Here is a 20,938-nt window from a genome sequence, read left to right on the forward strand (position 1 = left end):
TATTTACCTGTTCAGAATGAAATGCTTCGGTATAGGTGTGGCCGCTCGAACTCTGGCCAAAGCGGCGCGGCTGCCATGCGTATCTCACTCGGCGTGAAGCTCTCTGCGGTGATCGGGTTGCTGGCCCTCGTGGCGATCGGGATCGCGGCCTTCGCTGTTCGCCAGTCGAACTGGGAGCAGGAGCGCGCCGCCGCAACGGACCGGATCTGGAATGCCGGCCTGCAGGCGGGCGCCCTGGGCCAGGCCATCGAGCACGCCGTGGTTCAGGCCACGGCCCTCTACACCGCGGACGACACGTCCGAGGCGCGCACGCGTCTGTCGGCCCTCCACGACGCCCTCGCGACGGTCGAACAGGTGCGGGGACCCTTCCTGGAGGCCATGGAGGATCAGCTTCCCGCCGACCGCCGTCGGCGGTTCGATCTCTTCGTCAAGGAGTTCATCGCCTACCAGACCGACACCGCCGAACTCGGCCTCACAGTCTCGCCGAAGGCGGCGCTGATCCAGGCGACCGACGAGGCGACGGTGAAGAACCGCGAGCGCATGGTTGCCGAGATCGGCGCGCTCGGACGGGAGGTTCTGAACCGTCTGAATGCCCGCCGTGCTGGTGACGCGGCCGACCGCCGTCAGGCGCGGATCACCCTCGTGGTCGTACCGGCGGCGGCGCTGGCGCTGGGCCTGCTCGCGGCGATCTGGATCATCGTGAGCCAAGTGCGACGCCCCCTGCATCGGCTCAAGGACGGCATGACGGCGCTCGCTGCCAACGATCTCGGCCGCACGATCCCGTTCACGCATCGCCGCGACGAGATCGGCGAGATGGCCGCCGCCATCGCGGCGTTCCGCACGGCGCTGATCGAGAAGCGCGACCTCGACGCGGAGGCGCAGGCGCGCCGCGATCGCGACCGCGCCCGCGCTGAAGCCCTGGCCGCGGCGACGCGCACCTTCGAGGCCGAGACGCATCGCGCGGTCACCGATCTCGCCGACTCGGCCGAGGCGATGCAGGCGGCGGCCGACACGCTCTCGGGCAACGCGGGCGCGATGGCGGCCGAGGCGGCCGTCGTGGCTGGAGCGTCGAACCAGAGCGCCGGCCTCGTCGACAGCATCGCGGGCGCCGCCGAGGAACTCTCGGCCTCGGCTCGGGAGATCGAGGCCCGGGTCCGGCACACCAGCGCGATCGCCTCCTCCGCCCTGTCCGACACCCAGGGGCTGAAGGAGACGGTGATGAGCCTCTCGCGGGCGGCCGAGGAGATCGGCGCCGTGGTCACGCTGATCCGCGAGGTGGCCGAGCAGACGAACCTCCTCGCGCTCAACGCGACGATCGAGGCGGCCCGCGCGGGGGATTCCGGGCGGGGCTTCGCGGTGGTCGCCGCGGAGGTGAAGGCGCTGGCCGGTCAGACGGCGCTCGCCACCGATCGCATCACCGGGCAGGTCGGGTCGATCCAGGGCGCGGCCGGGCGCACGGTCGGTGCCATCGGCACGATCGGCGAGACGATCGCCCGGATGAGCCTGATCGCCTCCGAGGTGGCGGACGCCACCGATCAGCAGGGCCACGCCAGCCAGGAGATCGCGCGGGCGATCCTCGGCGCGGCGGCGGAGGCCCGGCAGGTCTCGGAGAGCGTCGCCGGCGTTCAGGCCGCGGCCGCGTCCAACGAGGCGCAGGCCGGGCAGGTGCGCGGCAGCGCCGCCCGGGTCAATGCCGGAACGCACAGCCTGCAACGGGCGATCGAGACCTTCATGATGGAGGTCCACGGCGCTTGACGGGGCGCCGCGGGCGCCGGCGCATCACGGCCTGTTCAAGCTGTATGGGAAAGATGGAGGCCTCGCCCGGAATCGAACCGGGGTGCAAGGATTTGCAGTCCTCTGCGTAACCACTCCGCCACGAGGCCTTCCTGAACGGCGCTGCCGTCCCGTCCGGAGCTTGGCGGACAGCTCCGGGTGCGCGTCTCTAGCAGAGGTCGGCCGTCGCAGGCAACGGCCCGAGGCCGCGGATTGTGCAGACCGCGTCAGCTCTGCCAGACCCGGGGCATCGGCAGACCGCGATAGCCGGCGAGGAACCGCGCGACGAGTCCGCGTAGGGGGCCAACCGCGTCTCCCAGGGCGCGCACCGCCAGGTGGCCGTTCCAGGCGCTCGCCGCGGCCGTCGTTCCGGGCGACGCGGCCTCGGCCAGACGGGTCCGAGCCTCCTCGAGGCGCGCCTCCGCGCCGGGGGAGACGTCGAGGATCGTCGCGCAGGCGCGGGCGCCGCCCCCGATGGCCGGGCGGGCGAGGTGATCGCTGATCGGACCCTCCAGCAGGACGTCGTCCGCGTAGGCGAGCCGGCCGCCTCGGCGGATGCGCCAGGAATCCGCGAACAGCCCGTCGGCGATCCGCTCGCCCCCGGCAGCGCGGCCGAACGCGACGATTTCCACGGCGATCAGGGCGGAACCCGCGGCGAGATCGGCCTCGAAGCGCCGCCTCACCCGCGCGCGATCGAACACGATCGTCTCCTGCGGCAGCCAGGCGAGGCCGGCCCCCTCCCCGAGGGTCAGGGTGTTGGCGATGCGGCTCACGGGGCCGTCCGAGCGGTAGATCTTCTCGGCCGCCGTGGTGGTCAGCACCAAGTCGGCCCCCGGCTCCAGGGCGAGGTCGATGGCGAAGGTGTCGCCGCAGGCTACGCCGCCCGCCGTGTTGACGAGGACCGTCTCCAGCGCGCCGGTCCCGCGGGGGAAGCGCAGCCGCGACGGCCCGGATTCCGAGAGATCCAGGATGCGCGTCCCGCCGCCCGGACGGGCCGGCCCGACGCGCAGCCGGACGCGCCCGTCCGAGCGCTGGCGCGCGGGCGCGGCCCCGGTCGTCCCAGGTGAGGATGAGGGGGCAGGAGGGCCGTGCATCAGGCGCGTCCGGCCGGCTCAGACGGCACGGCCTGGATCGGCGCGGTCGGCCGGTCGAGGATGCGCCGCCCGAACAGGCTCGCCACCAGCTCGACCAGAACCCGGGCGCTGCGGCCGCGCTCGTCGAGGAAGGGGTTGAGTTCCACCACGTCGAGGGAGCGCACCAGACCGGAATCGTGCAGCATCTCCATGATCAGGTGCGCCTCCCGGAAGGTGGCCCCGCCCGGCACGGTCGTGCCCACGGCCGGCGCGATCGAAGGGTCGAGGAAGTCGATGTCGAGGCTGACATGGAGATGCGCCCCCTGCGCGGCGACGCGGTCGAGCACCCGCCGCAGGGGTGCCACGACTCCGAACTCGTCGATCGTGCGCATGTCGGTGACGCCGACCCGGCGCGCCGTCACCAGGGCGCGCTCGCCGGCATCGATCGACCGGAGGCCGAACAGGTGGACGTGGGCCGGCGGCAGGGGAGCCGGTGCGGGCTCGGCGAAGAGCGGCGGGAAGCCCGGCTCGCCGCACAGGGCGGCGAGCGGCATGCCGTGGACGTTGCCGGAAGGCGACGTCGCCGGCGTGTTGAAGTCGGCATGGGCGTCGAGCCAGAGCACGAAGACGGGCTGGCCGCGCCGCGCGCAGTGCCGCATCACCCCGTCGACGGAGCCTAGGGACAGGCTGTGATCGCCGCCGGCCGTCAGCGGGAGCGCCCCCTCGTCGAGGACGGCCTCCACGACCCGGCACAGGGCCCGCGTCCAGGCGGCGACGCCGTCGAGCCCGCGCGCCCCCGCGGGCCCGTCCGGGGCGACGTCGCCGCGATCCGTGATCGCGTGGCCGAGTTCGGCGAGCGCCCGGACCAGCCCGGCCGTGCGCAGGGCTGCCGGTCCCATGAGGGCGCCGGGCTCGCTGGTTCCGACCTCGATCGGCGCTCCGATCAGCGCGATGCTGCGCGCCGCGTCCGGCTGGGCTTCGCCGCTCATCCCACCTCCATCGCCGTCCCGGAGCACCGGTGCTCCACGGCCGCTGTACCATTCGGACTCATAACCGTCCGATGACGGTGACCGCGAGACCGGATCGGCCAGCAAGATCCGTGACGGTGCGCCCGGGCCGGGATCGCGGCCGCGAGAAGATGCGTGCTCCAGGGGCGCGCCGGATGCCGGGCATCCGTCACCGCGCGCAAGGTTCCGACGGCGTTCCGACCGGCGGAACCTTTCCGGGAGGGACGATTGACCACTCACAACTTGGGTTATTGGTGCCTGGATTGCCTCTTAAGTTGTATGCTTCGAGTCTGCTGAAGTTTCGAGCTGTGTATTGGTGTTTACGAGATTTTTATAAGGATTGGGCGATTGGTACGCCTCAAGCAATCTCTAAAAAATTCAAGGGCATCATGATCACGCTATCGCGGCTGAGCACGCGCCTTCCCGCGACGACCGTCGGCCTGGCGCTCCTGAGCGCCACCGCCATGGGCGGATTCAGCTGGTACTCGGCGCGGGCGGGGTTGATGACTGCGGCCCACGAGCGCCTCGAACTCGCCGCGGCGGCGCGCCGGGACGCGATCGAGCTGGTGGCCGACCGGGCGCAGGCCGACTTCCTGGCGGTGGCGGCGCACCCGCAGATCGTCTCGAACTTCCCAGACCTGCTCGAGAACCTCGACCCGGCGAAGCCCGACACCGCGAGCGTCATCGAGGCGTTCCGGGCGCCGCAGACCGCCGAGGCTCGGGTCGCCCTCGACGGCAGCGGCATGCAGTCGATGTATGCCCGCCGGCACGTCAAGGTTCAGGAGGTGGCTCGCAAGCTCGTCGCACAGCCGGGCTACGCCGACCTGATGTTCCTCGATGACAGCGGCCGGATCGACTACACGACAACGAAGGGCGCCGATTTCGGCAAGTCCGTGACGGACGACGGCCTCGCGGGAACGGCCCTCGCGCGCCTCGTCGAGCGTCTGAAGTCCGCCGACCCGGGCGCGGTCCTCTACGAGGATTTCGCCGCCTACCCGGTGGACGGGGTCCCGGCCGCCTTCATCGGCCGCGCTATGACCAAGCGGGCCAACGTCGCCATGGGCACGGCGCAGGCTGCCGAGCGGATCGGCTTCATCGTCATGCGGGTCACGCCCGCCCTGTTCGACCAGACGCTGTCCAAGCGGACCGGCCTCGGCGACACGGGGCAGATCCTGGCGGTCGGCGTGGACGGACTCCTGCGCAGCAACCCGCCGCTGAACCCGGCCGTGCACGCCGGCGCGGGCCTCGCCGGGATCGGCCTAGCCGCCGATCGGATCAAGGCTGGCGGACCCGTCGACTTCACGGCGGGGAACGGGGCCCACATGGCGGCCGCTTCGCCGGTGACCGTCCTCGGCGCGCCCTGGACGGTGGTGGCGGAGCAGACCCAGGCCGAGGCGATCGACGCGGTTGAGGCCCTGTCGCGCACGCTGATCCTGACCGGCCTCTTCGTCCTGGCCGGAACGGCCCTGCTCGGCCTGCTGCTCGCCCGATCGATCGTGGCGCCGCTCGGTGCCCTGACCCGCGCGCTCAAGGCCCTCGCCGATCGCCAGGCCCTGACCGACGTGCCCGGCAGCAAGCGGCGGGACGAGATCGGCGACATCGCCCGCGCCGTGGTCACGATCCGCGACATGTCCCTGGAGGAGGCCGCCCAGCAGCTCCAGACCACGGAGGCCGCGCGCCTGCGCGAGGAGCAGAGCCGGCGCGCGATGCTGCGCGAACTCGCCGACGGGTTCGAGCACTCGGTCGGCGGCATCGTCGAGGGCCTGACGGGCGCCGTCACGGAGCTTCAGGGCGCGTCGGACACGATGCGCTCCGCGGTCGCCGGCACCTCCGAGCGCTCGACCAGCGTCGCCGGGGCCGCGCAGCAGACCTCCGACAACGTCAACACCGTCGCGGCCGCGGCCGAGGAGCTCGGCGCCACCGTTCAGGAGATCGGCCGTCAGGTCGAGCAGGCGGCGGGGATGTCCGCCACCGCCGTCGGCGAGGCCCGCCGGGCCGAGCAGACCATGACCGACCTCGCAGCGGCCGCGACGCGGATCGGTGACGTGGTCGGCATGGTCTCGACGATCGCCGGGCAGACGAACCTGCTGGCCCTCAACGCCACGATCGAGGCCGCCCGCGCCGGCGAGGCCGGCCGCGGCTTCGCGGTGGTCGCCGCCGAGGTCAAGGAGCTCGCCGCCCAGACGACCCGCGCCACCGAGGAGATCAGCCGTCAGGTCGCCTCGATCCAGACGGTCACCGGCGACGCGGCCGGGGCGATCCAGGGCATCACCGCCCAGATCGAGGCGATGAACCAGGTCTCGACCAGCATCGCCGCCGCGGTGGATCAGCAGGGCGTCACCACGCAGGACATCGTCCGCAGCATGGGGCAGGCCTCGGCCGGCACCGGCACGATGACCCTGGAGATCGCCGAAGTCGCCCGGGTCGCGGGCGATGCCGGAGAGGCCGCGGACTCGGTCGCGCAGGCGTCCGACGCCCTCGCGACCCGCTCGGAGCAGCTCCGCGCCGAGGTGGCGCAGTTCCTCCGCAACGTGCGGGCTGCGTAGACCGGACGGGAAGCCGAGGCGGCGTCAGGCCGCCTCGGCCGGGAGCGGCGCGGGCTTCCGCGCCGCGCGCCCGGCGAAGGCCTGGGCAGCCAGGGGCAGTTCGATCGCCGCGCAGAGGCCGCCCTCGGGGCGGTTCTCCAGCCGCAGACGCCCGTTATGGGCCTCGACGATGGCCTGCACGATCGAGAGGCCGAGGCCGAAGCCGCTCGCCTCGTTGAGATTGCGGGCCCGGTCGCCGCGGACGAAGGGCTGGAGCATCGCCTCGCGCTCCGCTTCCGGGATCCCCGGGCCGGAATCCAGGATGCAGACCCGGACGCCGCGCTCGGACGATTCCATCTGCACGTCGGCGCGGCCGCCGTACTTCACGGCGTTGTCCACGAGGTTGGTCACCGCCCGCTGGAGCTCCTCGGGCCGGCCCTGAACCAGGACGTGCCGGCTGCGGCTGACGCTGACCGGGGCGCCGAAATCCGAGAAGTCGTCGCAGACCGTCTGCACCACCGAGGCGAGATCCACGAGGCTGTGGCTGCTCGCGTCCCGGATCTGGCCGTCGCGCACGAAGGAGAGCGCCGCCTCGACGAGGCCGTTCATCTGGTCGAGGTCGCGCAGCGTCGAGGCTCGGGCACTCTCGTCCTCGATGAACTCGGCGCGCAGGCGGAGCCGGGTGATCGGCGTGCGCAGGTCGTGGCTGATCGCCGCCAGCATCTGCGTCCGGTCGTCGATCAGGCGGCGGACGCGGGACCGCATCCGGTCCAGCGCCCGGGACACGGCGAGCACCTCGCGGGGGCCCGCCTCCGGCAGCGCCACGTGGTCGTCGCGGGCGCCGAACGCCTCGGCGGCGCCCGCGAGCCGCTTCAGCGGCGCCGTGAGGGCGCGGGTGGCCCAGACGCAGAGCAGCGCCAGCGTCAGCGCCAGGAACACAACGGTGAAGATCAGCGCCCCCTGGCGGGGCGGCCGGAGCGGATCGTTCGGCAGCGTCGCCTGGAGACGCACCCCCGCCGGCGTGACGATGCCGATATGCAGGCGCGCGTCCGACCGGTCGCGCTCGGGATCGGCCGCGGCGAGGTCGGTGATCGTCACCGGCCGGCCGGCGCCGTAGCGCAGCTTCCGGATCACCGGCAGGTCGGGGAGCGACTTCGCCCCCGACGGCACGGTCCCGTCCCAGGGCTCGACCTGGATGAGCGGCAGGCTGCGACCGCTCGCCAGCAGGGCCGGCCGCGCCGCCGGGTCGGCCGCGTCCAGCAATCGCACCAGGACCCCGAGGCGGCTCGCGGCCACGCCCGGCAGCGTGTCGGGATTCTGCGACTCGTGCAGCATCAGGAACGCCGCCGTGGCGACGACGTGGGCCACCGCGATGCCGGCGACCACGAGCAGCGCGATCTGGCCCGCGATGGTCTTCGGGCGCAGCCGCGCGCGGAGCCGGCGCAGGCCGCTCATGACCGCGTGACCTCGGGGGTGAACAGGTAGCCCCCCGACCGGATCGTGCGGATGAATTCGGGGTTGCGGGTGTCCCGCTCGATCTTCTGGCGGATCCGGGAGATCAGCACGTCGATGCTCCGCTCGAACGGGCCGGCGGCCCGCCCCTGGGTGAGGTCGAGGAGCTGGTCCCGCGACAGCACCCGCCCGGGCCGGAGGCACAGGGCGTGGAGGAGGTCGAACTCCGCCCCGGTGATCGAGATGCGGGCGCCCTCGGGTGACAGGACCTGCCGCAGGGACACGTCGAGGGTCCAGCCCGAGAAATGCAGCCGCCGCCGCTCGTCCGCGTCCGGCGCCTCGGCGGCGACCCGGCGGAGGATCGCGCGGATGCGGGCGAGCAGCTCCCGCGGGTTGAACGGCTTGGCGAGGTAATCGTCGGCGCCGAGTTCCAGGCCGAGGATCCGGTCCACGTCCTCGGACTTCGCGGTCAGGATCAGGATCGGGATCTGCGAGGTGCCGCGCAGGCGCTTGCACAGGCTCAGCCCATCCTCGCCGGGAAGCATCAGGTCGAGCACGATGAGATCGATGCGCGCTTCCGCAAGCACCCGGTCCATGTCGCCGCCGTCGCCCGCGAGTGTGACACGGCAATCGTTGCCGCGCAGGTAGCGCGCGATCAGCGCCGAGATCTCCCGATCGTCCTCGACGACGAGGATGTGGGGTGTTGCGGGTGCGCTCATCGCAAAGGAGTCGGTCTGCGGTTCAGCCTGCATCATCAGGCTATTATGACGTGTCCCGCAGATTATTCGTAGGTGGGGCGCGGAACCATTTTGTAAGCGCGTGTTTCCCGCACGGACCTGAACTGAGTTGCCGCACGGCGTCACGTCACGGGGGAAACGATGACCGGAACCGAGGATCGGAGGGACCTGATCGCGCCGCGACCGCCGGAACTCCCCTCCCCCTGGCGGACCGACGCGCGGGCAGCGCTGCAGGCCGAGGCCCGCGCCTTCGCCCGCGGCACGGTCCTCCCGCTCGCCGACGAGCTCGACCGTCAGAAGGCCGAGATGCCGCGCGAGCTGATCGACGCCATGGCCGAGAAGGGCTGGTTCGGCATCACGATCCCCGCGGAGCACGGCGGTCTGGGGCTCGGCGTGTTCGAGTACTGCCTCGTCTCGGAGGAACTCGCCCGGGCCTGGCTCTCGGTGGGCAGCATCCTGGCCCGCGGCCAGGGACTCGGCACCCAGACCCTGGACCCGGCGCGCCGGGCGGAGCTGCTCCGGCGCTCGGCCCGCGGCCAGTGGATCGGCTCGATCTCCCTGTCGGAGCCCGATGCCGGCTCCGACCTCGCCGGCGTGCAGACCCGGGCCGTGCGCGACGGCGACCAGTGGCGGCTCACCGGGACCAAGCGCTGGGCGGGGTTCGCCAAGGGCGCCGACTTCATCGAGGTCCTCGCGCGCACCCGCGATCCGGAGCCCGGAGAGCCGCGCTCGGCCGGTCTCGAACCGTTCCTCGTGCTCAAGGAGCGCGACAGCTTCCCGCGCGGCGTGACCGGCCGGGTGATCGACAAGATCGGGTATCACGGCTTCCAGACCTTCGAGCTGACCCTGGAGGACGTGCGCGTCCCCGAGAGCGACCGGCTCACCGGGCTCTACGGCGACCAGGGCGCGGACGCGGATTCCGGCGGGTTCGCCGCCGTCCAGCGCGGCCTCAACATCGCCCGGGTCCACACGGCGGCCCGGGCCGTCGGCGTCGCCCGCGCGGCGGTCGAGGATTGCCAGGGCTACCTTCAGGAGCGCGTCCAGTTCGGCCACCCGATCGGCGATTTCCAGGCGCTGCGCTTCGCGCTGGCCGACATGGCGGCCGAGGTCGCGCAGGCGCGGGCTTTCTGGCATCAGGTCGCCCACCTCCTCGACCAGGGCGAGCCCGCCGAGAGCGAGTCGGCGATGGTGAAGCTGCTCGCCACCGAGATGGCGGTGCGGGTCACCAACCAGGCGATGCAGCTCCACGGCGGCAACGGCTACACCACCGAGCGCCGCGTCGAGCGCTACTGGCGCGACGCGCGGCTGACCACGATCTTCGAGGGCACGAGCGAGATCCAGCGGCGGATCATCAGCGACCGCATGCTGCCGCGGCCCGGGGCCTGATCGACCGCGATCGGCCGTGCGGCGAATCGTCGAGCGGGACTCCCCGCCCGGCGTCACCCGGCTACCTCAGGACCAGCCCTGCCCGGCGGACCGGGTGCCGCCATCCGGAAGCCCCGTGTCGAAGCCCATCAGCGATTACGCCCTCATCGGCGACACCCATTCCTGCGCGCTGATCGACCGCGACGGCTCGATCGACTGGCTGTGCTGGCCGCGGCACGACTCGCCGGCTCTGTTCGTGAAGCTCCTCGACGACGACAAGGGTGGGGCGTGCAGCCTCGCCTTCGACGGCCCGACCGGGAGCGCGCGCCGCTACCTGCCCGACACCAACATCCTGGAGACGACCTTCACGACCGAGACCGGCCGGGCGCGCCTCGTCGACCTGATGCCGGTCAATCCGCCGAGCCCGGAGCCCGACGAGGGGCCGGACGGTGAGGGCGAGAGCCGCCTGATCCGGCTGCTGACCTGCGAGCAGGGCCGCGTCGCCGGCACGTTTCGGGTCCGCCCGACCTTCGACTACGCCCGCCGCCCCTGCACGCCGCTGGTCGAGGGCGGGTCGGTCCTGTTCGAGGCCGGGGACTGGCGCTTGCGGGTGAACGCGCAAGCCTGCCCGACCCTCGCGGGGGACGCGGCCGAGGTCCGGTTCGACCTGGCGGAGGGCGAGACCGCCTACCTGGTCCTGACTCACGGCGAGGATCAGGACGAGGCCTGCATCGAGGACTTCGCCGGTGCCCGGCGCCGCCTGGAGACGACCGCCGACTACTGGCGCCGCTGGAGCGCCCGCAGCACCTATCGGGGCGCCTACCGGGACGCCGTGATGCGGTCCGCCCTGTGCCTGAAGCTTCTGACCTACTCGCCCTCGGGCGGGATCGTGGCGGCGGCCACGGCCGGCCTGCCCGAGGCGGTGCCGGGCAACCGCAACTACGATTACCGCTTCACCTGGATGCGGGACGCCGCTTTCACGGTCACCGCCTTCGTGATGCTGGGCTACGTCCGCGAGGCGTCCGAGTTCCTGCGCTTCCTGCGCGAGCGCGACGGCACCTTCGGGCGGGAGACGCGGCTCATGTACGGCATCGCCGGCGACATGCCGCCGGAGGAGGAGCTGAGCCACCTCGCCGGCTGGAACGGCGTGGGGCCGGTGGTGATCGGCAACCTCGCCGAGTGCCAGGACCAGCACGACATCTACGGCGAGCTGCTCCGGGCGCTGTGCGTGTTCCTCGAGGCGGTGGATTACGACCCGCCCGAGAAGGTCAACGACCGGCTGCCGGAGGTGCTGGACAACCTCACTGCCCGGGCCATCCGCCACCGCCACGACGCCGATAACGGCATCTGGGAGCTGCGCACCGGGCCGCGCCAGCAGGTCCACACCAAGGCGATGCTCTGGGTCGCGCTGCGGGACGCGGCCCGGATCGCCCGCAACATCGCGGGTGTGCCGGAGGCGAAGATCGCCGAGTGGGAACGGATCGCCGCCGAGATCCGGTCGGACTATCTGGAGAAGGGCTGGAGCGCCGAGAAGCAGGCCTATGTCGGCGCCTACGGCTCGCATCACCTCGACGCCGCGGTCCTCCGCGTCGCCCTGTTCGGTGCCCTCGACCCGCGGGAGCCGCGCGTGCGCGCGACCCTGGCGGCGGTCGAGCGCGAGCTGGGCGTGGGCGACCTGATCTACCGCTACCGCATGGAGGACGGCCTGGAGGGCGACGAGGGCACGTTCACGGCCTGCGCCTTCTGGCGGGTCGGCTGCCTCGCCCTCGACGGGCGGACCGGCGAGGCCAAGGCCACCTTCGAGCGGCTGATCGCCCGGTGCAACGATGTCGGGCTGCTCGCCGAGGAGATCGACCCGGCCACCGGCGCGCAGCGCGGGAACACGCCGCAGGGCTTCTCCCACATGGCCCTGATCAACGCCGCGCTGCGGCTTGAGGACAGCATCGCGCGCTTCGGCGCGGACGAGGGGCCGGAGAGCGCGGCCCGGACGGCCGCCGAGTAGCGCCGCTTCGGCGCCCGGCGCGGGCCGGTCCGCGCCACGTCGCGGTTGACCAAGCGAGTGTCGCTGGCGTGGCAGCGGGCGGTCGGTCCGGCGGCGATAGTTTCGGGGCCTGAATGGCTCCGGAGGTCCCATGCTCGACGTGACGCCGACCCCTCTGCAGCGTCTCCTGCGCGAGCGCCGTCGCGGCTACAGCCTGCCGGCCGAGTTCTACCTAAGCCCCGAAGTCTTCGAGGCCGACATGGCGGTGATCTTCGGCCGCCACTGGATCTACGTCGGCGTCGAGCCCGACGTGCCGGAGGCCGGCGACGTCGTGGTCGTCGACATCGGCAGGACCTCCGTGGCGATCGTCCGCGACGACGACGGCGCGGTCCGGGCCTTCCACAACGTCTGCCGCCACCGCGGGGCGCGGCTGGTCCACGAGGAGAAGTCCACTGTCGGCAACCTCGTCTGCCGCTACCATTCCTGGACCTACGACCTCACCGGCGCCCTGATTCACGCCGACCACATGGGACAGGATTTCGAGCGCGGCTGCCACGGCCTCAAGCCGGTCCAGATCCGCTCGCTGGAGGGCCTGCTCTTCGTCTGCCTCTCCGACGACCCGCCCGCCGATTTCGACGCCATGGCGGCCCGGCTCGGCCCCTACATCGCGCCCCACAACATCCGCGACACCAAGGTCGCCTTCCAGAAGGACATCGTCGAGCCGGGCAACTGGAAGCTCACGATGGAGAACAATCGCGAGTGCTACCATTGCGGCGCGAACCATCCCGAGCTGACCGTGCCGCTCTTCGCCTACGGCTTCGGCTTCGCCCCCGAGGAGATGGACGAGCACGATCGCGCCCAGGCCGAGCGCTACGGCTGCCTGCTCCGAACGCGCCACGGCGAGTGGGAGGCGGAGGGGCTGCCGTCGAAGGAGATCGACGAGCTCGACACCATGATCACGGGCTTCCGCACGGAGCGGCTGCCGCTCGACGGCGCGGGTGAATCCCACACGATCGACACCAAGGCCGCCTGCCGGAAGCTCCTCGGCAGCCTGACCAACGCCAAGCTCGGCGGCCTCTCGGTCTGGACCCAGCCCAATTCCTGGCACCACTTCCTCGGCGACCACATCGTCACCTTCTCGGTGCTGCCGCTCGACGCCGAGCGCTCGCTCCTGCGCACCAAGTGGCTCGTCCACAAGGACGCGGTCGAGGGCGTCGACTTCGACCTCGCCAACCTGACCGGCGTCTGGGAGGCCACCAACGACCAGGACAGCGAGCTCGTCGGCATCTGCCAGCAGGGCGTGCGCAGCCCGGCCTACGAGCCCGGCCCGTATTCGCCCCACACCGAGATGCTCGTGGAGAAGTTCTGCACCTGGTACGTCGGCCGCATGGCCGCGCATCTGGGGCGCTGATCGTGACCCCGGCCCCCGACAGGGTCCCCGGATCGGCAGAGCCGGCCGCCGCGTCGCTCGCGGCCGCCGCGCCCTGGGATGCCGAGACGGACGACGTCCTCACCTGCGTCGCGGTGCGGGCCGAGACGCACGACGTGAGGACCTTCGTGCTCGCCGCCCGCGAGCCGCGGACGTTCCGCTACCGGCCCGGCCAGTTCCTGACCTTCGCCTTCGGGATCGGCGGGGAGACGCTCCACCGCTGCTACACGATCTCCTCGGCGCCGACCCGGCCCCACACCCTGGCGATCACCGTCAAGCGCGTGGCCGGCGGCCCGGTCTCGAACTGGCTGCACGACAATCTGAAGCCCGGCGACACCGTCCGGGCGCTCGGCCCGATGGGCGAGTTCTCGTGCTTCACCCATCCCGGGGCGAAGTACCTGCTCCTGTCGGGCGGCAGCGGCGTCACGCCGATGATGGCGATGGCGCGCACCTTCCACGACCTCGGGGCGGGCCGCGACGTGGCCTTCGTCCACGCGGCCCGCAGCCCGGCCGACATCGTCTTCCGGGACGAGCTCGCCCTGATGGCCCGCGGCGATCCGGCGCTCAAGGTCCACGCGATCTGCGAGGCCGACGCCCCGGGCGAGGCCTGGACGGGCCCGCGGGGCCGGCTGACCCCGGCACTCCTGCGCGAGACGGTGCCCGACTTCCTGGAGCGCACCGCCTTCGTCTGCGGCCCGAAGCCCTTCATGGGCGCGGTGCGGGCGATGCTGGCCGAGGCCGGCTTCGACATGGCCCGGCACCACGAGGAGAGCTTCGATTTCGGCGCCCTGCCGGAGGCCGAGCAGGACGCCGCCCGCGAGGCCGAGCAGGCCCTAGACGACGCCCCGGCCGCCGGCGTGCGCAGCTTCCGGGTGGAGTTCGCCAAGACCCGCCGGGTGCTCGATTGCCCGGAGGACATGACGGTGCTGGACGCGGCCCGCAGGGCCGGGATCCGCCTGCCCTCCTCCTGCGCCAAGGGCCTGTGCGGCACCTGCAAGTCGAAGCTGACCTCCGGCACCGTGGCGATGACCCACGCGGGCGGCATCCGCCAGCGCGAGATCGATGCCGGCATGGCCCTGCTGTGCTGCTCCCGGCCGACGAGCGACCTCGTCATCGAGCGGTGAGGCCCGGGCCGCGCCCGGCCCCTCCCCGCATCGCACACCCCTCGCCTTCGGGAGTGCTCCCGTGATCGCCAACGCCGACGCGCTGCTGAAGCCCCTGACCATCAAGGGGCTGACCATCCGCAACCGGGTGATGTCCACCAGTCACGCGCCGGGCTACGGCCGCGACGGCAAGCCCCAGGAGCGCTACCAGCTCTACCACGCCGAGAAGGCCAGGGGCGGGATCGGGCTGACCATGTTCGGCGGCTCCTCGTCGGTCGCCCCCGACAGCCCCGCCGCCCCCTGGAACCAGATCTCGGTCGCCGACGACGCGGTGATCCCGTTCTTCCGGCAGTTCGCCGACCGGGTCCACGCCCACGGCGGCAAGCTGATGATCCAGCTCACCCATATGGGTCGGCGCACCAAGTGGGACACCGAGCACTGGCTGCCGACGCTCGCGCCCTCGCCGCGCCGGGAGCCCGCCTCCCGCACCCTCCCGAAGGAGATGGAGGCCGAGGACATCGCCCGGATTGTGCGGAGCTTCGCCGCGGCCGCGCGCCGCTGCCGTGAGGGCGGGCTCGACGGCTGCGAGGTCTCGGCCGCCCACGGCCACCTGATCGACCAGTTCTGGTCGCCCGCGGTCAACCGGCGCACCGACCGGTACGGCGGCAGCCTGGAGAACCGGATGCGCTTCGGCATCGAGGTGCTAGAGGCGATGCGCGCCGAGGTCGGCGACGATTACGTCATCGGCATCCGCATGTCGGGCGACGAGATGGTCGCCGACGGCCTCTCGCAGGAGGATTGCCTCGCCATAGCGTCGGAATACGCGAGGCGCGGCCTCGTGGACTTCCTCAACATCCTGGGCGGGCAGGCGCGGGACCACATCGCCCACGCGATCTCCCTGCCCAACATGTCCTTCCCGGTGGCGCCGTTCCTGTTCCTGCCGAGCGCGATCAAGCGCGAGGTCGACGTGCCGGTCTTCCACGCCCAGCGCGTCACCGACCTAGCGACCGCGGCCCGGGCGGTGGCGGAGGGCCACGTCGACATGGTGGCGATGACCCGGGCGCACATCGCCGACCCGCACCTCGTCCGCAAGCTGTCCGAGGGCCGGGCCGACGACATCCGCCAGTGCGTCGGCGCGGGCTACTGCATCGACCGGATCTACGTCGGCGGCGACGCCCTGTGCATCCAGAACGCGGCCACCGGCCGCGAGGCCACGATGCCGCACGAAATCCGAAAGGCGGACGTCCGCCGCCGCGTCGTGGTCGTCGGCGCGGGGCCCGCTGGGCTCGAGGCGGCCCGCGTCTGCGCCGAGCGCGGCCACGCGGTCGTGCTGTTCGAGAAGGGCGCCCAGGCCGGCGGGCAGATCACCCTGGCGGCGAAGGCCGGCTGGCGCGAGGCGATGTCGGGCATCACCCGCTGGCTCGTCGCCCAGGTCACCAAGCTCGGCGTCGACCTGCGCCTGAACACCCCCGCCACCGAGGCGGCGGTCTTGGCCGAGCAGCCCGACGTGGTGATCGTCGCGACCGGCGGCAGCCCGTCCCGCGGCCACGCCAAGGGGGCCGAGGCGCACGCGGTGACCACGGCCGAGGTGCTCTCTGGCGCGGTCGAGCCGACCGGCTCGGTCCTGCTCTACGACGAGATGGGCCAGCACAACGCCGCCTCGGTCGCCGAGTTGCTGGCCAAGCGCGGCTGCCTCGTCGAGATCGCCACCCACGACCGGATGGTGGCCGAGGAGATCGGCACCACGAACCAGCCGATCCACCTGCGCGAGCTCTACAGGCTCGGCGTCGTGATGACGCCGAACATGGAGCTGATCGAGATCTATCCCGAGGGCAACCGCTTCGTGGCGGTCCTGCGCAACACCATGACCGACGCCGAGGAGGAGCGCCTCGTCGACCGCATCGTGGTGGATCACGGGACGCTCCCGGTGGACGGGCTCTACCACGGCCTCAAGGCCGGCTCGGTGAATCGCGGCCAGACCGACCAGGGGGCCCTGCTCCGCGGCGAGCCGCAGCCCTTCGACCTGTCCGGGGGCTTCGCCCTCCACCGGATCGGCGACGCCGTGGCCGGGCGCAACATCCACGCGGCGCTCTACGACGCCCTCCGGCTGTGCAAGGACATGTGAGCTGAGCCATGGCCGGTCCCGTCTCTCTGGCCACCGTATTCCCCGGCCTCGTCTGGGCGATGGCGGCGCTGGCCCTCGTTCAGGTCGCGCGCCGGGCGGCCCTCTGGCGGGCCGGGGCGTCGGCCCCGGTGGCGTGGCTCGACGGCCTCGCCAAGCTGCCCCGCCGCTACCTCGTGGACGTGCACCACGTCGTGGCGCGGGACGCCTACGCGTCGCGGATGCACGCGGTGGTGGCGGGCGGCCTGCTCGCCGCCTCGGTCCTGACGGCCGTGGCGATCCTGCCGCCGCTCGGCGGCTCCGCGCCCTACTGGATCCTCGTCGCCCTGGCCTTCGGCGTCACGGCGGCCGGGTCGCTGCTCGTCGGCGCGCGCCGCTACCCGCGCCGGACGCCGCGCCTCTCGGCGGGGCGTTTCCAGATCCTGCCCGTCCTGCTCGTCGCCTACGCCCTCGGCGGCACGGTGACGGCCCTGGCGCTCGCCTCCGGCGGCGGCGGCCCCCTCGCCCCGCTCGACCTGGCGCTCGCGGCGGCNGGCGCCCTCCACCTCGTCGCCCATCCGCGGCCCGGCCGCTTCGCGGGGCGGCCCGACACCGCGCTCCAGCCCCTCGACCTCGCGGCGCCGCGCCTCGGCGCCGCGATCCCGGCCGACTTCACCTGGAACCGGCTCCTCTCCTACGACGCCTGCGTCAGCTGCGGGCGCTGCGAGACCGCCTGCCCGGCCTTCGCGGCCGGCCAGCCGCTCAACCCGAAGCGGCTCATCCAGGACCTCGTCGCCGGCCTGTCGGCGGCGGAGCCCGCCTATGCCGGCGCGCCTTACCCGGGTGGCCGCGCGGCCGCGGGCGCGCGCGGTCCCCTCGCCCGCCTGATCGGGCCGGACGCCCGGATCCATCCCGACACGCTCTGGTCCTGCACCACCTGCCGGGCCTGCGTGGAGGAGTGCCCGATGATGATCGAGCACGTCGACGCGGTGGTGGCGCTCCGCCGCCACGAGACCCTGGAGCGCGGCGCCCTCCCCGAGAAGGCGGTCGCCCCGGTGACGGAGCTGCGCCAGGCCGGCGATCCCGGCGGCCGGCCGCTCCCGGCCCGCACCGACTTCGCCGCCGGCCTCGACCTGCCGCTGATCGCCGGCCGGGAGAGCACCGACGTGCTGCTCTGGCTCGGCGAGGGCGCCTACGATCTGCGCTACGGCCGCACGCTCCGGGCCCTGGTGCGGCTCCTGCGGGAAGCGGGCGTGGACTTCGCGGTCCTCGGCCCGGAAGAGCGCGACACGGGCGACCTCGCCCGGCGACTCGGGGACGAGGCGACCTTCCAGGACCTCGCCCGCACAAACGCCGCGACGCTCGCCCGACACCGCTTCCGGCGCATCGTCACGTCGGACCCGCACGCCCTACACGCCCTGCGCAACGAGTACCCGGCCTTCGGCGCCCGCTACTTGGTGGTGCACCACACCGCCTTCCTTCTGGAGCTGATCCGGGCCGGGCGCCTGAAGCCGGGACGCCTCACCGACCGGGCCGTGACCTATCACGACCCCTGCTACCTCGCCCGCTACAACGGGGAGACGGAGGCGCCCCGGGCCGTGCTCGACGCGATCGGGCTGACCCGGGTCGAGATGGCCCGCTCCGGCCGACGCGCGATGTGCTGCGGCGGCGGCGGCGGAGCGCCGGTGAGCGACATCCCCGGCGAGCGGCGCATCCCCGACCTGCGGATGGCCCAGGCGGCCGAGACCGGCGCCGGAACCGTCGCGGTCGCCTGCCCGTCCTGCACGGCGATGCTCGAGGGCGTGACCGACCGCAGGGCCGAGATCCGCGACGTCGCGGAGCTGCTCCTCGAGGCCGTCGAGGCCGGACGATGAACCGCCCCCGTCGCGACCCCCGCGCCGATCTGGCCGCACAGCGGGTCGCTCCCCGCGATGCCGGAGACCGGCCGCGCTTCGACCGCACCGCGCCCCGGGCCGGCGGCCGCCCGGCGCCGCCCGCCCGCGCTTCGACCTGGGCCAGCAGCACCGCTACGCGGTGCCGATGGCTGCCCAGGCTGCCCGCCCGGCGAAGGCGGCCCCCACCGTCGTGACGGTGGAGGATCCGGCCTTCCTCGTCGTCGCGGTGCCCGACTGCGCCGGCGGCCGGCTCTCGACTCACGACCGGCAGCTCCTCGGCGCCGCGCGGGTTCTCGCGGGCCGCGACGGCGCGGTCGTCCTGCTCGGCGTCGGCGACTGCGCCGGATGCGGCGAGGCGGGCGCGGACCGTCTCCTCGCGCACGGAGACGGTGACCGAGCCTACGATCCCGCCGGCCGCGCCGCCCGGATCGCCGCGGCCCTGACAGCGCTCGATCCGCGGCACGTCCTGTTCCCGGAATCCCTCGACGGCGGCGACGTCGCCCGCCGGGTCGCGGTCCGGCTCGGCGCGCCGCTGTTCACCCAGGCCGAGAGCGTCTCCGCCACCGGGCTGATCCGCCCGGCGCGGGGCCGCAGCGTCGAGCAGCGGGCGGCGCCGGGGCTGCTCGCCACCGTCGCTGTCGACGCGGTGGCCGAGTATGCCGGTCCGCCCCGGGAAGCGCGGCCATTGGAGGTCGCTATCGCGGAGCCCGCGCCGGCCGGGGCGAGAATCCTCTCGGCGCAGCGCATCGCGGCCGACCCGGCGACGGTCCCGCTCGCGCTCGCGGAATTCGTCACCGCGGCGGGCAACGGCGTCACCGACCTCGACACGTTCCGGCAGCTCGTCGCGGCGCTCCGCGCGACCCCGGGCGCGAGCCGGGTCCTGTGCGATTCCGGGCTGATGCCACGTCGGAGCCAGGTCGGCGCCTCCGGCACCGTGCTGGCGGCGACCTGCTACCTCGCCCTCGGCATCTCGGGCGCGCCGCAGCACCTGCAGGGCGTCGCGGGCTGCGAGCACGTCGTGGCGGTCAACACCGACCTGCACGCCGCGATGATCGAGCGGGCGGGCCTCGCCATCGTGCAGGACGCGCAGGCGGTCATGCCCACCCTGCTGCGGCTCCTGGCCGAGGAAGCCGCGCGCCCGGAGGGCAGCCCGTGACCAGCGTCGTGCTCCTCTCCGCGGGACGGCATCCGGTCTCTGGCGCGACGGTCCTGCCGCGGCTGGAGGCCCAGGCGATCCGCCTCGCGACGGGCCTCGGCGAGGCCGTCGGCCTCCACGCCGGGCCGGACGCCGCCGCCGTCTCGGACGCGCTGGGCCACGGCCTGTCCCGGATCGTGCACGTCCCCGTGCCGGCGGGAGCCGATCCGGTGCCGGCCCTCGTCGCGCGCCTCGCGACGATGGCGCCCGGCCTGATCCTCGCGGGCCGGCGCGGCCAGGGGGGCGACGAGACCGGGATGGTTCCCTACGCGGTCGCGCAGGCCCTCGACTGCCTCCTGATCCCCGACATCGTCGCCCTCGCGGGTGGCGACGCGGGCGACCTGCCCCTCGACCAGACCCTCGGCCGCGGTGCCCGCCGCCGCGTGAGCCTGCGCGGGCCGGTCCTGGCCACGATCCATCCCGACGCGCCCGCGCCCCTCCCCTTCGCCTACGGGCAGGCGCGGCGCGGCGTGATCGAGACCGTCGCGGGGGACCCGGCCGCGGCGGCCCCCGTCCCGCTCTTCGAGGAGCGCCCCTATCGCCCCCGGCCGAAACTCGTGAAAGGTGCGCCGTCCGGCGGCTCGGCGGCGGAGCGGCTGAGGGCGGCGACGGGCGAGGCCGCGTCCGGCGGCGGGCGCCTCCTCATCCGGCCGGAGCCCGACGCGGCCGCCCGCGAGATCCTGGCTCACCTTCGCCGGATCGGCGTCCTCGCGCCGCCGGCCCGCGAACCCCGATGAGGAACCCGATGCCCTTGACCTCCGACGACCTCCTGGCCCGGCTGCGCGAGCGCGGGGTCGCCTACAAGCTCTACGAGCACGCGCCGGTCCTGACCGTCGAGGCGATGATGGCGGCCTGCGGCGACATCGTCGGCGCGCACACCAAGAACCTGTTCCTGCGCGACGGGAAGAAGACGTACTTCCTGGTCACGCTCCATCACGACGCGCAGGTGGACCTGAAGGCGTTCCGGGCCGTCCTCGGCGCGCGGGGTGGCCTGTCCTTCGCCAGTGCCGAGGCGCTCGGCGAGCAGCTCGGTGTCGCGAGCGGCGCGGTCTCGCCGCTCGCGGCCCTGAACGCCGCGCCGGGCAGCGTCAGGATCTTCATCCAGGACAGCCTGCTCGCGGAGGCGCGGATCAACGTCCACCCCCTGGTGAGCACGCGCACCCTCAACCTCACGCCGGACGACCTGCTGGCCGCGCTGCGCGCGGAGGGGCACGCGCCGGAGCCGTTCGCGCTGCCGGAGGCGGCGCGGGCGGCCTGACGCGGCCCCCTGCCGGGATCGGCGGCCCCGCGCGCTCCCGGGCG

Annotated in this window: 14 protein-coding genes, 1 tRNA gene and 1 pseudogene; 11 read left to right on the forward strand and 5 right to left on the reverse strand. The window is 73.3% G+C overall.

From position 1 onward, the window contains the following. Positions 1–75: 75 nt before the first annotated feature. A complete protein-coding gene (locus MOTC310_RS05235) occupies positions 76–1,755 on the forward strand; it encodes a methyl-accepting chemotaxis protein (protein WP_331301023.1) in 1,680 nt (559 codons plus the stop codon). 54 nt (positions 1,756–1,809) lie between these two features. Here MOTC310_RS05235 and MOTC310_RS05240 read toward each other — a convergent pair. From MOTC310_RS05240 to rocF, 3 genes are all read right to left on the reverse strand, one after another. Beyond that, positions 1,810–1,883 (reverse strand) — tRNA-Cys (locus tag MOTC310_RS05240). A gap of 117 nt (positions 1,884–2,000) precedes the next feature. Beyond that, the gene (locus tag MOTC310_RS05245) at positions 2,001–2,867 is read right to left on the reverse strand and encodes an urease accessory protein UreD (protein ID WP_331301024.1); all 867 of its coding nucleotides are present in this window, start codon (positions 2,865–2,867) and stop codon (positions 2,001–2,003) included. Next, positions 2,867–3,835, reverse strand: a complete 969-nt coding sequence (rocF, locus tag MOTC310_RS05250; RefSeq protein ID WP_331301025.1) for an arginase — start codon at positions 3,833–3,835, stop codon at positions 2,867–2,869. The genes MOTC310_RS05245 and rocF overlap by 1 nt, the downstream gene beginning before the upstream one ends. 407 nt (positions 3,836–4,242) lie before the next feature. On the opposite strand from rocF, the gene MOTC310_RS05255 reads away from it, so the two are divergent. Next, complete coding sequence (locus MOTC310_RS05255; RefSeq protein WP_331301026.1) at positions 4,243–6,399, forward strand: methyl-accepting chemotaxis protein; 2,157 nt, start codon at positions 4,243–4,245, stop codon at positions 6,397–6,399. A gap of 24 nt (positions 6,400–6,423) precedes the next feature. Here MOTC310_RS05255 and MOTC310_RS05260 read toward each other — a convergent pair whose 3' ends face one another. Further along, positions 6,424–7,833 (reverse strand): ATP-binding protein, encoded by a 1,410-nt coding sequence (locus MOTC310_RS05260; RefSeq protein ID WP_331301027.1) that lies wholly within the window; start codon positions 7,831–7,833, stop codon positions 6,424–6,426. Next, positions 7,830–8,585 (reverse strand): response regulator, encoded by a 756-nt coding sequence (locus MOTC310_RS05265; RefSeq protein WP_331301028.1) that lies wholly within the window; start codon positions 8,583–8,585, stop codon positions 7,830–7,832. The genes MOTC310_RS05260 and MOTC310_RS05265 overlap by 4 nt, the downstream gene beginning before the upstream one ends. A gap of 123 nt (positions 8,586–8,708) precedes the next feature. On the opposite strand from MOTC310_RS05265, the gene MOTC310_RS05270 reads away from it, so the two are divergent. The 9 genes and pseudogenes from MOTC310_RS05270 to MOTC310_RS05310 all read left to right on the forward strand — a co-directional run bounded on the left by MOTC310_RS05270 (position 8,709) and on the right by MOTC310_RS05310 (position 20,894). Beyond that, positions 8,709–9,953 carry an acyl-CoA dehydrogenase family protein gene (locus MOTC310_RS05270; RefSeq protein ID WP_331301029.1) on the forward strand — a complete coding sequence of 415 codons (1,245 nt, stop codon included), beginning with the start codon at positions 8,709–8,711 and terminating at the stop codon, positions 9,951–9,953. A gap of 115 nt (positions 9,954–10,068) precedes the next feature. Beyond that, the gene (locus tag MOTC310_RS05275; protein ID WP_331301030.1) at positions 10,069–11,934 is read left to right on the forward strand and encodes a glycoside hydrolase family 15 protein; all 1,866 of its coding nucleotides are present in this window, start codon (positions 10,069–10,071) and stop codon (positions 11,932–11,934) included. 130 nt (positions 11,935–12,064) lie between these two features. Continuing rightward, entirely contained in the window at positions 12,065–13,324 is a 1,260-nt protein-coding gene (locus MOTC310_RS05280; protein ID WP_331301031.1) for an aromatic ring-hydroxylating oxygenase subunit alpha, read from the forward strand. Positions 13,325–13,326: 2 nt separating this feature from the next. Continuing rightward, complete coding sequence (locus MOTC310_RS05285) at positions 13,327–14,466, forward strand: FAD-binding oxidoreductase (protein WP_331301032.1); 1,140 nt, start codon at positions 13,327–13,329, stop codon at positions 14,464–14,466. A 61-nt stretch (positions 14,467–14,527) separates the two neighbouring features. Next, positions 14,528–16,570: an NADH:flavin oxidoreductase gene (locus tag MOTC310_RS05290; RefSeq protein ID WP_331301033.1), complete on the forward strand. Its 2,043-nt coding sequence runs from the start codon at positions 14,528–14,530 to the stop codon at positions 16,568–16,570. A gap of 8 nt (positions 16,571–16,578) precedes the next feature. Next, the gene (locus MOTC310_RS05295) at positions 16,579–18,420 is read left to right on the forward strand and encodes a DUF3483 domain-containing protein (protein WP_331301034.1); all 1,842 of its coding nucleotides are present in this window, start codon (positions 16,579–16,581) and stop codon (positions 18,418–18,420) included. Next, a pseudogene (locus MOTC310_RS05300) lies at positions 18,417–19,597 on the forward strand (electron transfer flavoprotein subunit alpha/FixB family protein). Before MOTC310_RS05295 ends, MOTC310_RS05300 begins: the two are co-directional and overlap by 4 nt. Then, a complete protein-coding gene (locus MOTC310_RS05305; protein ID WP_331301035.1) occupies positions 19,594–20,373 on the forward strand; it encodes an adenine nucleotide alpha hydrolase family protein in 780 nt (259 codons plus the stop codon). The pseudogene MOTC310_RS05300 and the gene MOTC310_RS05305 overlap by 4 nt, the downstream one beginning before the upstream one ends. A gap of 8 nt (positions 20,374–20,381) precedes the next feature. Then, complete coding sequence (locus MOTC310_RS05310; RefSeq protein WP_331301036.1) at positions 20,382–20,894, forward strand: prolyl-tRNA synthetase associated domain-containing protein; 513 nt, start codon at positions 20,382–20,384, stop codon at positions 20,892–20,894. Positions 20,895–20,938 lie beyond the last annotated feature (44 nt).

Origin of the sequence: Methylobacterium oryzae (assembly GCF_036441375.1) — a bacterium.
Lineage (GTDB): Bacteria > Pseudomonadota > Alphaproteobacteria > Rhizobiales > Beijerinckiaceae > Methylobacterium > Methylobacterium oryzae_A.